Raw genomic sequence first — 15,801 nt, 5'->3', positions numbered from 1 at the left:
TGGCACGTTCCGGAAAAAGGGTTAAGGTGGCGTCACTGTGTTGCTTGTGTCACTGAGAATCTCTACACGATATGTTGAATTTCGATCCAACCATCTACAAGAATTTTTCCTGCTCTTTGCACTCAGTCTCGGCCAGGGTTCTTCCTGAGTCGCAGTTATCTTTGTTCAAGGAGTTACACCATGTCTAATCGCCAAACCGGTACCGTTAAGTGGTTCAACGATGAAAAAGGCTTCGGCTTCATCACTCCACAATCCGGTGACGACCTGTTCGTTCACTTCAAAGCTATCCAATCCGACGGCTTCAAAAGCCTGAAAGAAGGCCAACAGGTTTCTTTCATCGCTACCCGCGGTCAGAAAGGCATGCAAGCTGAAGAAGTACAAGTTATCTAACTTGTAGCTTCTTTAGAAAAGAGCCCCGCCCTTAAAAGCGGGGCTTTTTTGTGGGCGCCTGTTTTTTCAGGCAAAAAAATCGCAGCCCGAAAGTCTGCGATTTTTTGTTTGTGCCTTTACCAAGCCACGCCAAACCCTGCGGTATAACGGGTCTTGTTCAAATCCGCATCGTTGGTGCCGCTGATGATGTCGCGCTCGGCCTTGAGGTTGAGCGATGCCCAGTCGGTGACCTTGTAGCGCAGGCCCAGCTCGGCATCCAGCGCGTAATCAGCAACCCCCGAAAGCGGCTTGCCGACTTCGCCATTGGTGAAGAATTCGACCTTCTTGCCGATCAGGTAGCGGTTGTAGTCCCACTTCATCGCGACGGAATAGAAGTTGTCCTTGCTGCCATCGCGATATTCGTAGTCGGTGCGGTTGAGCAACGAACCCAGCGAGAACGCGCCAAGCTCGTCGTCCCAGAACTGGTAACCCGGACCGGTACCAACGACACGCTGGCGCGCCAGCTCTTCAATGTGATCACGCTTGTAGTTCAGACGGCCCTGCCAGAACCACTGATCGGTGAGGAAGCGGTCGAGGGAATATTCGGCGCGCCAGTTGTTGGTGGTGGTTTCCGCATCCTGCACTTCGCGGTTGTATTCGCCCTCGGCGGTATGCCGCCAGCGACCATGCCGCGCCGACGTCTTGAACGCAACGTCGTAATCGTCGGTGTCCTTTTCGGCGCGCTGGTAATCCAGGGCCAGATCGACATTGCCCTTCCACACCAGGTCGGTGACGATCGGCTTGGGCTTGAGAATCTGCTGAATGCTCGCCAGCTCGACCGTCTTTGGCGCCTCGCCGTTGGCCAGGGTGACCTTGCCATCGTCGGCCGCCGTCAGTGACTTCGACACTTCGCCGGCATAGGCATCCTGTTTCACCAACAGATGCTGATCGCTGTCGAGGGTCTTGACCTCTTTCCAGTCAATCGCCACCGCACCGGCGTATTTGGTCTGGATCAACAGCTTGCCGCCGTCGAATACCGTGATGGTGCCGCTCAGCTTGTCGCCGTTTTTCAACCAGACGGTGTCGGCAAGCAGGGGCGTGGACGCGCTGAAAACAGCAAGGCACAACAGGGTTCTGGGAAACATAAGCAGATCGGGGGCTCAGAGTTGGCGAAAAAGGTCGGCATTATCCGTAGGATTTTGCCCATGACAAGGACTGACCGGACTATTTCAATTGAGTTCATTTCTCAACTGGACCGCGAGCGTTTACCCTTGTCGCCATCGTCACGCCAATGCTCAGGAGCCGCGTACGTGAAAGACCCGCTCGACAGCGTCGAAAACGATGCGCAAATCCGACGCACGGCACTCTACTCGACGCTCGCTCTAGTGCCCGAAGGCAAAGTTGTCAGTTATGGACAGTTGGCCGAACTCGCCGGACTGGGCCGCGCCGCGCGCTGGGTCGGACGGACTTTGAGTCAGTTGCCCGGCGACACCAAGCTGCCCTGGCACCGCGTACTCGGCGCCGGCGGACGCATCAGTCTGCCGGTCGGCAGCCCCTCCGGTGATGAACAACGTGCGCGATTGCGCATGGAAGGCATCACCGTCCAGAACAATCGTGTGGATATTCGGCGCCATGGCTGGCGTCCGGTAGAGCACAGCGGTTAGAGTGCGCGCTTTGTTTTCGCAATTTTGAGGCAGACTTCAGCCCATGCCCCGTAAAACCTGGCGCGCCGCGCTCGCCGCCTATGCCAGTCCTTCGACGCTCGTGCTGTTGTTGCTCGGTTTTGCCGCCGGCCTGCCGTACATGCTGGTGTTCTCGACGCTCTCCGTATGGCTGCGTGAAGCGGGCGTGGCCCGTGAAACCATCGGCTATGCCAGCCTGATCGGCCTGGCGTATGCGTTCAAATGGGTCTGGTCGCCCCTGCTCGACCAATGGCGCCTGCCCTTGCTGGGCAAGCTCGGCCGCCGCCGTTCCTGGCTGGTGCTCTCCCAGGCACTGGTGATTCTCGGCCTGATCGGCATGGGTTTCTGTGATCCGCAGAAGCATTTGTCCTGGCTGATCGCCATTGCCGTCGTCGTCGCTTTTGCCTCTGCTACGCAAGATATCGCGGTCGATGCCTATCGCCTGGAAATCGCCGATGACAGCCGCCAGGCTGCCCTCGCCGCCAGTTATATGTCCGGTTACCGCGTCGCCGCCCTGCTCGCCACCGCCGGCGCGCTGTTCTTTGCCGAAGGTTTCGGCTCCACCGGGTTCAACTATAAGCACGCAGCATGGACCGGTACCTATGTGCTGTTCGGCGCATTGATGGTCCCCGCATTGCTGACCACGCTGTTCATGCGTGAGCCGCCCGTGCCACTGCGCACGCAGTTGCAGGCCGGCCGCTACACGTTCATGCATCAATTGATGTCGGTGTTCGTGCTGATCATATTGCTGGTGTCGGTACCGGCGATGTTTACCCAGTTGTACAACACCGATTTTGCCGGCGTGCTGTTCGGTGACATGAGCCCGCTCGATCTGCTGCTCGAAGACCGTGCTTTCCTGCGCGCCATTCTCTATACCCTGCTCACCGGGATGTGTCTGTCGGCCATGGGCCGGCGCGGACTGGCACCGGTGCTGACGCCAGTCAATGACTTCATCCTGCGCTATCGCTGGCAGGCGCTGTTGCTGCTGGGCCTGATCGCCACCTATCGGATGTCGGACACAGTCATGGGCGTGATGGCCAACGTGTTCTACATCGACCAGGGTTTCACCAAGGATCAGATCGCCAGTGTCAGCAAGATCTTCGGCCTGATCATGACCCTCGTCGGCGCCGGCATGGGCGGGCTGTTGATCGTGCGTTTCGGTATTCTGCCGATCCTGTTTATCGGTGGCGTGGCTTCGGCGGCGACCAACCTGCTGTTCGTCATGCTCGCGGACATGGGCCCGAACCTGCAAATGCTGGTGGTGACCATTTCCTCGATAACTTCAGTTCGGGCCTGGCGACCTCGGCGTTCGTCGCCTACCTGTCGAGCCTGACCAACCTGAAATTCTCGGCGACGCAATATGCCCTGCTCAGCTCGATCATGCTGTTGCTGCCGCGCTTGATGGGCGGCTATTCCGGCGTGCTGGTCGAGAAGTTCGGCTATCACAGCTTCTTCCTCATCACCGCGCTGCTCGGCGTGCCGACGCTGCTACTGATCGCGCTGCACTGGTTCCAGGAACGCCGCCGCGAAGGACAAACACCGACGCCCGAGCCTGCACCGACGCCGGTCACCGAAGAATCGTAGGACGCTTCGCCAATGGCGGGAAGAATCCCGCCGCTGGCGCCTTCCGCCGGCCACACTTCTGTACGTCAGCAAAACTCGCCGGTACACTGCTCCGTCATTTCCAGTCATAGCAACCGACAACGGCCAACCATGCGCACCAGTCAATTTTTGCTCGCCACACAGAAAGAAACGCCTTCCGACGCGGTCGTGATCAGCCACCAGCTGATGCTGCGCGCCGGCATGATCCGCAAGCTTGCCTCGGGCCTCTACACCTGGCTGCCGATGGGCCTGCGAGTCATGCGCAAGGTCGAAGCCATCGTTCGCGAAGAGATGAACGCTGCCGGTTCTCTGGAAGTGTTGATGCCGAGCACCCAACCGGCCGAGCTGTGGCAGGAATCGGGGCGCTGGGACGAATACGGCCCTGAGCTGCTGCGCATCAAAGACCGCCACGGTCGTGATTTCTGCGCGGGCCCGACCCACGAAGAAGTGATCACCGATCTGATGCGCAACGAGTTGAGCAGCTACAAACAGCTGCCAATCAACCTGTACCAGATCCAGACCAAATTCCGCGACGAAATCCGCCCGCGCTTCGGTTTGATGCGCGGCCGCGAATTCATCATGAAGGACTCCTACTCCTTCCATGCTGATCAGGCGTCGCTGCAGATCACTTATGACCGCATGCATGAAGCCTACTGCAACATCTTCACGCGTCTGGGCCTGAAATTCCGCCCGGTGGAAGCTGACAACGGTTCGATCGGTGGTGCCGGCTCCCACGAATTCCACGTGCTGGCCGAGTCCGGCGAAGACGATATCGTCTTCAGCAACGGTTCCGACTACGCGGCTAACATCGAAAAAGCCGAAGCGGTGCCACGGGAAACCTCACGCCCTGCGCCAACCGAAGAACTGCGTCTGGTCGACACGCCGGACACCAAGACCATCGCAGCGCTGGTGGAAAAATTCAATCTGCCGATTGAAAAGACCATCAAGACCCTGATCGTCCACGCCGAAGAAGAAGGCAAGCTGATCGCGCTGGTGATTCGTGGCGACCACGAACTGAACGAAATCAAGGCTGCCAACCAGCCTGGCGTGGCCAGCCCGCTGGTCATGGCGTCCGATGCCGAACTGCGTGACGCGATTGGCGCCGGCGCCGGCTCGCTCGGCCCGCTGAACCTGCCACTGCCGATCATCATCGACCGCTCGGTGGCGATGATGAGCGACTTCGGCATCGGCGCGAACATCGATGACAAGCACTACTTCGGCGTGAACTGGGAGCGTGATCTGCCGGTTCCGACCGTTGCCGACCTGCGCAACGTCGTCGCCGGCGACCCAAGCCCGGACGGCAAAGGCACACTGGAAATCAAGCGCGGCATCGAAGTCGGCCACATCTTCCAGCTGGGCAACAAGTACAGCAAGGCGATGAAGTGCGAAGTGCTGGGCGAGAACGGCAAGCCGGTGACTCTGGAAATGGGTTGCTACGGCATTGGCGTATCGCGCGTGGTGGCTGCTGCCATCGAGCAGAACAACGACGCCAACGGCATCATCTGGAGCGACACCCTGGCGCCATTCCAGATCGCGCTGGTACCGCTGCGCTATGAAACCGAGCAGGTGCGCGAAGCCACCGACAAGCTGTATGCCGAATTGACGGCGGCCGGCTTCGAAGTGCTGCTGGACGATCGCGACAAGAAAACCAGCCCGGGCATCAAGTTCGCGGACATGGAGCTGATCGGCATTCCACACCGGATCGTGGTCAGCGACCGCGGCCTCGCCGAAGGCAACCTGGAATACAAGAGTCGTTCCGAAGCAGAGGCGCAAGCGCTGCCGGTGGCCGATGTTGTGTCCTTCCTTCAGGCCCGTATCCGCCGCTGAAACCAGATAGAGACGTCATGTTCAAGCGAAACACCTTAGGCCTCGGTGGCGCCGCCCTGTGCGGCGCCCTGCTGGTCAGCGGCTGCGCCAATCACATGTCGCAACGCAGCGAGCACGAAGAGCGGGTCGAGCGAAAGTTGCTCAACCACAGCCTGCAGATCGATGTAGGCGAGCCCAAGGTGCTCGAACTGCCGCAGCGACGCGTGAAGATCAACGAGCAGAAGACTTTCGAAGTCACCGAGTTCGAGGTCACCCGCCGTTACGACCGCTACACGCCTTATCAACCCTGGCGCGAAGTCTATGAGATTCCGCTGGGCGCGGTGGCCGTGGTCGGTGGTGTCGGTGCCAACGTGGTCAACGTGTTCGCACTCGGCAATCTGCCGGACAGCGTCACCCGGGATTGGCTGAGCTACGGTTTCGCCGGGCTCAACCCGTTCATGAACGTGCAGTCCAACGGTCGCGCACAGCAGAACCTCGCCGGCATCGATGAAGTCCAGCGCGACAAGCGCACGGAGTATTCGAGCCTGCCATGGAGCGAGCGGCCGGTGCAGGTCAAGGCCGGCAAGCAAACATTTGACATGACCACCGACCGCAACGGCGTGTTGCGCTTGAACCTGCTCGACAGTCCGTTTGCCGAACATGACCTCAACCATATCGGCCGCTTGCAGATCAGTGTCGAAGACGCCAAGGACGATGTGCATACCGACTCGACGCTGATGCTCAGCGGCCACCTGCGCGGCAAGTTGATTGAGGCGCACGGGCTGATTTACGACGACCTGGAAGATGACGAAGTGAGCCAGTGGGTTCACCGGGTCAAACGTCTGTCGGAACTGGGCCTGGAAGAAGAAGCCAGCGAACTGGAACAGAGCCTGATCGAACTGACCCGCAATGATCCTGAATTGCAGGCTGAGTTTCTCAAGGCGTTGACCAAGGATGCCGGGCGTTTAGTGGCTGATCCGGGACCGAATTAAAGCTTAGAAACTTCGCGAGCAGGCTCGCTCCCACAAGGGATTTGTGAACGACGCAGATCCAATGTGGGAGCGAGCCTGCTCGCGAAGACGCCCTGCCAGGCGCCGCGAATCTACCGCTCAAACAACTCCATCTGCTCAAACCCGCCGCGCAAATCCTCCAGCCTCACCCCCACGCCCAACAACCGCACCGGTTTGCCGCCGCGATTGAACGCCTGCGTCAGCAGCAACTGATAACTACCCAAATCGCGCCCTGCCCCGGCCTGTTCCAGTGTGGTCTGGGTGAAATCATGAAATTTGACTTTGACGAACGGCTTGCCCGGTCGATAACTGCTGTCGATCCGCGACATGCGGGTTTGCAAGGTATCGAGCAGCTCGGGCAATTTGTCGAGGCAGGCGCGCAAATCCGGAAGATCAACATCGTAGGTGTTTTCCACACTGATCGACTGACGCCGACTGTCGTTGTGCACCAGACGGTCATCGATCCCACGGGCCAGATTCCACAAGCGCTCGCCGAAACTGCCAAATTCGCGCACCAACGCCAGCCTCCCCACTCGCGCAGGTGCTGACAGTCAACGATGCCAAGCTTGCCGAGCTTGTCGGCGGTAACCTTGCCGACGCCGTGCAGCTTGCTCACCGGCAGACCGCTGACGAAATCCTCGACCTGATCCGGGGTGATCACGAATAAACCGTTGGGTTTTTCCAGTCGCTGGCGATCTTCGCCAGAAACTTGTTTGGCGCGACGCCTGCGGAAACGGTGATGTGCAGTTGATTGGAGACGCGGCGGCGAATGTCCTGGGCGATGCGCGTGGCGCTGCCGCCGAAATGCGCGCTGTCGGAGACGTCGAGGTAGGCCTCGTCCAGGGAAAGCGGCTCGATCAGGTCGGTGTAGTCGGCAAAGATCGTATGAATTTCCTTCGACGCTTCGCGATAAGCCTCCATGCGCGGCTTGACGATGGTCAGGTCCGGGCAAAGCTTCAGCGCGTGCCCTGAGGCCATTGCCGAGCGCACTCCATAGGCGCGCGCTTCATAGTTGCAGGTGGCGATCACTCCACGTCGATCCGCCGAACCACCCACCGCTAACGGCTTGCCGGCCAAACGAGGATCATCGCGCATCTCGATGGCGGCGTAGAAACAGTCACAGTCAATGTGGATGATTTTTCGCTGGGTCATGTTGGAAAAAGACAACGTGGCAAGCCGGAGCGGCAGTATCTCACTGACACCTGTATATAGCACCAGTGGTTGAATGTTCTTTTCCGACCGTAGGAGATTTCAGGTGAATTTATTTTTTCAATCACAAATCAAGATGCAATAGAGCTGAAAGCCTTGCGCCACCTGCCCTGTGCGCCGGCCAACCGCCGCTAACATACGCTAAGCACTTGAACCTCAACAGATTTATCCAGATCGACGGTTGACACACGCGCGAACCTCTGTAGAATGCCGCCACACAGACGCGGGATGGAGCAGTCTGGTAGCTCGTCGGGCTCATAACCCGAAGGTCGTCGGTTCAAATCCGGCTCCCGCAACCAAACATCAGAAAAGGCTACTCGAAAGAGTGGCCTTTTTTGTGCGCGTCTGTTTTGCAAATGAGCGCCCCGCTCAATCGCAAGCAAAACGGCAATTCGTTGCATTTCCGAAACTTACACATTACCTGCGACCGTTTGCCGCGATTTCGCAGTTATTTGACCCATTCCAGGATTAGCGGTTGACACCTCGCCGTTCGCCTGTAGAATGCCGCCACACAGACGCGGGATGGAGCAGTCTGGTAGCTCGTCGGGCTCATAACCCGAAGGTCGTCGGTTCAAATCCGGCTCCCGCAACCAAACATCAAAAAAGGCTACTCGAAAGAGTGGCCTTTTTTGTATCTGTTGAAAAAGTCCTTTCGCAACAATGATCTGTCACTGTGCAGTGAACCGCTGGGGATCATCGGAAACGCTGAGTTGCGACTATGCTTGAGTCGCAGACAGGGCTTCTGCAATCCAGGAACTGCCCTCGCCGATGCCCGACGAGAGGCGTAGTATTTTGTGATTATTTTTTCTACAGGGATTGGTAACTTGGCTGGATACCTCCATCCTGTCGCGCACAATCCAAGAGGTGATTGATGCGCGCCAACTCGTCTGACCCACAAGACACCGTTACAGCAGAACAACCGATCAAACCCGAGCGTTTGCGCTGGCTGGATCGGTTAAGCAAATACCGTCAGCCGATCGGTCTGGCCGTCACGTTGCTGCTGTTTGCCATTGCCCTGATTGCCTGCCGCCATCTGCTCGCCGAGCTTGATCTCGATGCGCTGCATGACTCGATTCTCGATGTACCGAAACCGGCCCTGCTCGGCGCCATTGGCGCGACGGTGGTCGGTTTCATCATCCTGCTCGGCTATGAATGGTCGGCCAGCCGCTACGCCGGTGTAAAACTGCCGCCGCGCATGCTCGCGCTCGGCGGCTTCACCGCTTTTGCGATCGGCAATGCGATCGGCCTGTCGCTGCTCTCCGGTGGCTCGGTTCGCTATCGTTTATATGCGCGATTGGGCGTCGGTGCGTCGGAAGTCGCGCACATGACCTTGTTCGCCAGCCTCTCGCTGGGCTGCGCCTTGCCGCCGCTGGCCGCGCTGGCGACCTTGAGTAACCTGCCGGCCGCCTCGCAGGCCTTGGGATTGTCCGAAGTCTTGCTCGGTTCTGTCGCCGCTGCCGTATTGATCGTCGGTGCTGTGCTGGCAATCGGCATCTATCGCCGTCGTCTGCCGGAACAGCCCTACCCCGACAATCTGCTGGTCCGTGCAGGTCGGCGCACCCTGCGCCTGCCGGGTCGGCGCCTGACCTTGCTGCAACTGGTGATCACCGCTCTCGATGTCGCGGCTGCCGCCACCGTTCTGTATTTATTGCTGCCGGAAGCGCCGCCGTTTGCGCCGTTCCTGCTGGTGTATCTGCTGGCCCTGGCCGCGGGCGTGCTCAGTCATGTACCGGGCGGTGTTGGCGTGTTCGAGGCTATTCTGCTCGCGGCGTTTGCCGACAAGCTTGGCGCCGCGCCGCTGGCCGCTGCCCTACTGCTGTATCGCCTGATCTACGTGGTGCTGCCGCTGCTGGTCGCTTGCGTATTGCTGCTGATCAACGAAGGCCAGCGCCTGTTTCAGACCCAGACCATGCGCGCCGCGTCCGGTCTGGCCGCGCCGATTCTGGCGGTGTTGGTGTTCCTGTCGGGCGTGGTGTTGCTTTTTCCGGCGCGACCCCAGAGATCGACACGCGCCTGGAGCACATCGGTTTTCTGATCCCGCATCGCCTGGTCGACGCCTCGCACTTCGGCGCCAGCCTGATTGGCGTGCTGTGCCTGTTGCTAGCCCAAGGCCTGCGCCGGCGTCTGTCGGCGGCGTGGATGCTGACCACCATTCTGCTGCTGGTCGGCGCCCTGCTCTCGCTGCTTAAAGGCTTCGACTGGGAAGAAGCCACGCTGATGACGCTTACGGCCGCGCTGCTTGGCGTGTTTCGTCGCTCGTTCTATCGCCCGAGCCGTTTGACCGAACTGCCGTTTTCGCCGCTGTATCTGGTCGCCAGTCTCTGCGTGCTGGGGGCTTCGGCCTGGTTGCTGCTGTTCGCCTATCAGGACGTGCCCTACAGCCATCAACTGTGGTGGCAGTTCACCCTCGACGCTGACGCGCCGCGCGGCCTGCGCTCGCTGCTCGGTGCGGCGGTGTTGCTGGTGATCATCTCGCTGACCTGGCTGCTGCGCACCGCGCGCCCGGTGATTCATTTGCCGACGCCGGACGAACTCGACCGCGCGGCAAAAATCCTCATGGCCTCGTCGCAACCCGACGGCGGCCTCGCGCTGACCGGGGACAAGGCGTTGCTGTTTCATCCCAACGATGAGGCGTTCCTGATGTACGCCCGCCGTGGCCGCAGTCTGGTGGCGCTGTACGACCCGATCGGGCCGAGCCAGCAGCGCGCGGAAATGATCTGGCAGTTCCGCGACCTCTGCGACATCCATCACACGCGCCCCGTGTTCTATCAAGTGCGCGCGGAGAACCTGCCGTATTACATGGACATCGGCCTGACGGCGATCAAGCTCGGCGAAGAGGCCCGGGTCGATCTGCAGCGCTTTGATCTCGAAGCCAAGGGCAAGGAGATGAAGGACCTGCGCTACACCTGGAACCGCGGCACCCGCGATGGTCTGTCGCTGGAAATCCATGAGCCGGGGCAGGCGCCGATGGATGAGCTGAAAGTGATTTCCGATGCCTGGCTGACCGGCAAGAACGTGCGCGAGAAAGGCTTCTCCCTCGGCCGCTTCAGCGACGATTACCTGAAGCATTTCCGCATTGCGGTGATTCGCTTCGAAGGCCGCCCGGTGGCGTTCGCCAATCTGCTCGAGACCTACAGCCACGATCTGGCCAGTCTCGACCTGATGCGCGCGCACCCGGAAGCGCCGAAGCTGACCATGGAATTCATGATGGTCGGCCTGATTCAACACTATAAGAGTCACGGATACGCGCGCTTCAGCCTGGGCATGGTGCCGTTGTCGGGGTTGCAACCCCGGCGTGGCGCACCGCTGACCCAGCGTTTGGGCTCGATGGTTTTCCGCCGTGGTGAGCAGCTGTACAACTTCCAAGGCTTGCGCCGTTTCAAAGACAAGTTCCAGCCTGACTGGGAACCCCGTTATATGGCCGTGCCCGCCGGACTCGATCCGCTCGTGGCGCTGGCCGACACTGCTGCCCTGATCGCGGGCGGCTTGACTGGATTGGTGAAACGCTGATGATTCAACGCTCCCTGAAGTACATCCTGGCCGCCCTGCTGGTGCTGGCCGTGATTGCCGGCGGCGGTTACTGGTACCTCAAACGCCCGGCACCGGAACCGACCGTCGAACAACTCAAACCGGCCGACGGCACGACCATGACGCGCGTGATCCCGGGCAGCAAGCCGAAGGCTCAGGTGCTGGTGGCCGTCACCGACGAACAGAAGCTCTCCGAGAAACAACTGACCACCCTCAGCCGCAGCGCTTCGGCGCAGATCGTTCAGGTGATTCTGCCCAAGGACTGCCTGCTGCAAAGCCGCGCCCTGCAATCTGGCCTGCGCGAACTCAATGGCCCGGCCACCCTGGTCAGCGGCATCGGCCCGGGGCTGTGCTGGCGTGGCGCTGGCTGGCGGAACAGAAAGACGACAAGGCCCAGGCCGTCTCCGTCGATCTGGCCCTGGAAAAACCCGGCTGCACCCACCTGCTGCCGAAATCCGCCGCCCACGGCCACTGGCTGGTGGCGTGGAACGACAACCCGGACGACGCCAGCGCAGGCTTCGTGCGCGATCAGCCGAACGCCGAAACCAGCATCAGCGACTACGACATCAACCTGCCGCAAGTGCTGAACAACGAACTGCGCAAAATCCTCGTCGGCGGCGACAAGGCCAACGGCGGCCTGGCGATCCCGGTTGTGGAAGTGCCGGCGGGTCAGGCCAACGACACGGTGACGCTGTTCCTCTCCGGCGACGGCGGCTGGCGCGACCTCGACCGCGACGTGGCCGGGGAAATGGCCAAGATCGGCTACCCGGTGGTCGGCATCGACACCCTGCGCTACTACTGGCAGCACAAGAGCCCGGAGCAAAGCGCACTCGACCTCACCGAACTGATGCAGCACTACCGGCAGAAATGGGGCACCAAACGCTTCATCCTCACCGGCTACTCGTTCGGCGCTGACGTACTCCCGGCGATCTACAACCGCCTGCCAGAAAACGAACAGCAACGCGTCGACGCGATCATCCTGCTCGCCTTCGCCCGCACCGGCAGCTTCGAAATCGAAGTCGAAGGCTGGCTCGGCAACGCCGGCAAAGAAGCCGCCACCGGCCCGGAAATGGCCAAACTGCCGGCGGCCAAGGTTGTGTGCATCTATGGTGAAGAAGAGACGGATGAGAGTGGCTGCACGGACAAGACTGCTGTTGGTGAAGCGGTGAAACTGCCTGGCGGCCACCACTTCGACGAGAACTACCCGGCGCTGGCCAAGCGCTTGGTGGACTTGATCGAGAAGCGCCAAAACAAGGACTCGGTCGCCGAAGAGTGATCTGAGCCACGCCCACAAAAAGCCCCGCCATCTCGCGATGACGGGGCTTTTTACATTTTTCAAGAACAGCATCAATTCCTGTGGGAGCGAGCTTGCTCGCGAAAGCGGCAGGTCAGTTAACACATTCGCCGACTGACACTACGCCTTCGCGAGCAAGCTCGCTCCCACAGGGGAATTGCGCTGGATTCAACAGTTTTGTGCCAAGGCTCGCAAATCTCTTGACTCTTCAGGAAGCCAAAAACGCCAAGTGTCCACATTCCATAAAACGTGGACACCTGCTTAATTGGCATTATCGAATCGTCAACTCCACACTCATTCATCTACCGAACAAATACCCACGTAACCGCCAGCAACGTTTAGTTTCGTTTACGTCTGATCTCGCAATATCAGATGACGCCCACAGACCTTGTAGGCAAACTCCGAATCTCGTATTCGGGCGCTTTGCCGCTCTATTGCGCTGTTTTTCGACGGGATACTCTCCGGACGTCGCTGACCCATTCAGCGATCGGGTGTGGTAACCCGGAGAAACCATCGCAACAGCCCGCTCCTCGAGTTATGGCGGCTGTGCGTGGGACGCTTTCGAGCGTGCCGGTTTCCTTGGTTCCCGGTTTACCACCCTGCGTACAGTTGCCTCCCTTTCGCGTGGTAACGAAAGTCGCGGCGCTTCGAACTAAGGAGTAACACGATGACCGAACCTGATCTGCACGGACTCGCAAGCGTTAAAACCATCGGCTTCACCCCTTTCCTCTACAACTCGGATCAAGCGTTCTTCAACGTCCGCTCCGGCATTCCGATCATCGATGCCTTGTCGCAATCCTCCGACCTGCTGTCCCTCGCCAAATCCTTCGCCGAGGATGCTGCCTTCATCAGAGACACCGACCGCCATGCCTGGGCTGCGCATTACCTGACGGTGATGGGCAAGGCCTTGATTGATGACGTGATCCAAGCGCTGATCCCACGACCTGCTCGCACAAAGACCGAATCCGAAGAAGAATTGCCTGAAAGCCACTAACACCACAGAACCCTTGTGGGAGCGAGCTTGCTCGCGAATGCGGTGGGTCAGCCGAAGAATGCTTCTCCTGTCACTCAACCTTCGCGAGCAAGCTCGCTCCCACAGGGGATTTGCGTGGGTTTGAAGTTTATGTGCAGGCACAAAAAAGCCCCCGCCAGCCACAAGGCCGATGGGGGCTTTTTCAGTTGAGGCGAGGCTTACATCTCCACCTGCGTCCCCAACTCGATCACCCGGTTCAGCGGTAGATTAAAAAACCGCAAATTGCCATTGGCATTCTTCAACATGAACGCAAACAACGCTTCCCGCCAACGCGCCATCCCCTCAAGTTTCGAGGCAATCACCGTTTCGCGGCTGAGGAAGTACGTGGTGCGCATCGGGCTGAAGTCCAGATCATCCAGATGACACAGCTTCAGCGCTTGCGGCACGTCCGGCTCGTCGGTGAAGCCAAAGTGCAGGATCACCCGGAAGAAGCCTTCACCATGGGCTTCGACCTCGAAACGCCGCGATGGCGGTACGCGCGGGATGTCTTCGTAAACCACTGTCAGCAGCACCACTTGCTCATGCAGCACCTGATTGTGCAAAAGGTTGTGCAACAGCGCATGCGGCACGGCGTCGGAACGAGCGGTGAGGAACACGGCGGTGCCCTGCACGCGATGCGGTGGTTGCACGCGGATGCTGCTGATGAAGATCGGCAGCGGCAGCGCGCCTTCGTCGAGGCGTTCGACCAGCAGTTGTTTGCCGCGCTTCCAGGTGGTCATCAGCACGAACAGGGCGATACCGGCGATCACCGGGAACGCGCCGCCTTGAACGATCTTCGGCACGTTGGCGGCGAAGTACAGGCCATCCACCAGCAGGAAGCCAAGCAGCACCGGCACCGCGAGGATCGGTGGCCATTTCCACAGCAGCAGCATGACCGCTGACACCAGAATGGTGGTCATCAGCATGGTCCCGGTCACCGCCACGCCGTAGGCCGAGGCCAGTGCGCCGGAGGATTCGAAGCCGATCACCAGCAGCACCACGCCGACCATCAGCGCCCAGTTCACCGCGCCGATGTAGATCTGCCCCTGCTCGTCGCTGGAGGTGTGCTGGATGTACATGCGCGGGATGTAACCGAGCTGGATCGCCTGACGGGTCAGGGAGAACGCGCCGGAAATCACCGCTTGCGAGGCGATCACCGTGGCCAGGGTCGAAAGGCCGACCAGCGGAATCAGCGCCCAGCTCGGCGCCAGCAGATAGAACGGGTTACGCGCCGCGTCCGGGTTGTCCAGCAGCAATGCGCCCTGGCCGAAGTAGTTGAGCACCAGCGCCGGCAGCACCAGCAGGAACCAGGCGCGGGCGATCGGCTTGCGACCGAAGTGGCCCATGTCGGCGTACAGCGCTTCGGCGCCGGTCAGCGCCAGCACTACCGCGCCGAGGATCGCTACGCCCATGCCTGGATGCACGATGAAGAAATTCACCGCCCACATCGGATTGATAGCATGCAGCACTTCCGGGGTATGGCTGATGCCATACACGCCGAGTGCGCCGAGAACAAGGAACCAGGTGACCATGATCGGCCCGAACAGAATGCCGATCCGCGCGGTACCGTGGCGCTGAATCAGAAACAAGGCGACCAGCACCACCAGCGACAGCGGCACCACCCAGTGATCGATGCCGTCGAACGCCAGGCCGAGGCCTTCGATCGCCGACAGCACCGAAATGGCCGGGGTGATCATGCTGTCGCCGTAGAACAGCGCCGCGCCGATCAGCCCGCACACCACCAACAGCGTGCGCAGACGCTTGCGCCCCGCTGCTGCCCGCCGTGCCAGCGCGGTGAGGGCCATGATGCCGCCCTCGCCCTGGTTGTCGGCGCGCAGGACGAACATCATGTACTTGATCGAGACCACCCAGATCAGCGACCAGAAGATCAACGACAGAATGCCCAGCACGCCGTCGTGATTGACCGGCACACCATAACCGCCGGAAAACACTTCCTTGAGGGTGTACAGCGGGCTCGTGCCGATGTCGCCATAAACCACCCCGACTGCCGCGACCAGCATGCTCAGCGGTCTGCTTGCCGAACCCTCGGCGCCCGCCGCATGACTACTTGCCTGACCCATCCAACACTCCTGATCTCGATACCGGCTTCTTTGAAGGAAGCACTATGCTTTGAGTTGCAGCATGCGCTGTTTTACCTGTTGTTACAGACCAATGATTGACTGCAAGAAATCGGTAAAGCTCAACGGCGCGAAGCATAGCGCAGCACTCGTCGTATTTCCCCGTATAAAGCTGGTCAAGTGCGTTGCCCGCCGCTAGAATTGCGCACTT

General features: G+C 60.0%; 7 protein-coding genes, 2 tRNA genes and 4 pseudogenes. 10 read left to right on the top strand and 3 right to left on the bottom strand.

The features are described from left to right. Positions 1-180: 180 nt before the first annotated feature. Positions 181-390, top strand: coding sequence for a cold-shock protein (locus LJU32_10620; GenBank protein WKV90551.1), 210 nt, complete (start codon positions 181-183; stop codon positions 388-390). Positions 391-506: 116 nt separating this feature from the next. Here LJU32_10620 and LJU32_10615 read toward each other — a convergent pair whose 3' ends face one another. Continuing rightward, positions 507-1,514 carry a DUF481 domain-containing protein gene (locus tag LJU32_10615; GenBank protein WKV90550.1) on the bottom strand — a complete coding sequence of 336 codons (1,008 nt, stop codon included), beginning with the start codon at positions 1,512-1,514 and terminating at the stop codon, positions 507-509. Positions 1,515-1,679: 165 nt separating this feature from the next. Between LJU32_10615 and LJU32_10610 the strand changes: the two genes are divergently transcribed. The 4 genes and pseudogenes from LJU32_10610 (at position 1,680) to LJU32_10595 (ending at position 6,451) form a co-directional block, all read left to right on the top strand. After that, entirely contained in the window at positions 1,680-2,033 is a 354-nt protein-coding gene (locus LJU32_10610; protein ID WKV90549.1) for an MGMT family protein, read from the top strand. A gap of 43 nt (positions 2,034-2,076) precedes the next feature. Then, positions 2,077-3,635 (top strand): annotated as a pseudogene (locus tag LJU32_10605) (AmpG family muropeptide MFS transporter). A 129-nt stretch (positions 3,636-3,764) separates the two neighbouring features. Continuing rightward, entirely contained in the window at positions 3,765-5,480 is a 1,716-nt protein-coding gene (locus LJU32_10600; protein ID WKV90548.1) for a proline--tRNA ligase, read from the top strand. A gap of 17 nt (positions 5,481-5,497) precedes the next feature. Further along, a complete protein-coding gene (locus LJU32_10595) occupies positions 5,498-6,451 on the top strand; it encodes a hypothetical protein (GenBank protein WKV90547.1) in 954 nt (317 codons plus the stop codon). 110 nt (positions 6,452-6,561) lie between these two features. On the opposite strand, the pseudogene dinB reads toward LJU32_10595, so the two are convergent. Beyond that, a pseudogene (dinB, locus tag LJU32_10590) lies at positions 6,562-7,621 on the bottom strand (DNA polymerase IV). Positions 7,622-7,900: 279 nt separating this feature from the next. Between dinB and LJU32_10585 the strand changes: the two are divergent. From LJU32_10585 to LJU32_10565, 5 genes and pseudogenes are all read left to right on the top strand, one after another. Continuing rightward, positions 7,901-7,977 (top strand) — tRNA-Met (locus LJU32_10585). Positions 7,978-8,194: 217 nt separating this feature from the next. Next, positions 8,195-8,271 (top strand) — tRNA-Met (locus LJU32_10580). A gap of 278 nt (positions 8,272-8,549) precedes the next feature. After that, a pseudogene (gene mprF, locus LJU32_10575) lies at positions 8,550-11,188 on the top strand (bifunctional lysylphosphatidylglycerol flippase/synthetase MprF). After that, positions 11,188-12,482: pseudogene (locus LJU32_10570) on the top strand (virulence factor family protein). The pseudogenes mprF and LJU32_10570 overlap by 1 nt, the downstream one beginning before the upstream one ends. A 685-nt stretch (positions 12,483-13,167) precedes the next feature. Further along, the gene (locus LJU32_10565) at positions 13,168-13,494 is read left to right on the top strand and encodes a DUF3077 domain-containing protein (protein WKV90546.1); all 327 of its coding nucleotides are present in this window, start codon (positions 13,168-13,170) and stop codon (positions 13,492-13,494) included. 197 nt (positions 13,495-13,691) lie between these two features. Here the strand turns inward: LJU32_10565 and LJU32_10560 are convergent, their stop codons facing one another. Next, positions 13,692-15,593: a potassium transporter Kup gene (locus LJU32_10560; protein ID WKV90545.1), complete on the bottom strand. Its 1,902-nt coding sequence runs from the start codon at positions 15,591-15,593 to the stop codon at positions 13,692-13,694. Between the last annotated feature and the right edge of the window lie 208 nt (positions 15,594-15,801).

This window comes from Pseudomonas sp. B21_DOA, assembly GCA_030544685.1.
Lineage (GTDB): Bacteria > Pseudomonadota > Gammaproteobacteria > Pseudomonadales > Pseudomonadaceae > Aquipseudomonas > Aquipseudomonas fluorescens_AO.
Note: the sequence above shows the minus strand (reverse complement) of the source record. Positions and strands in the feature narration are given on the sequence as shown.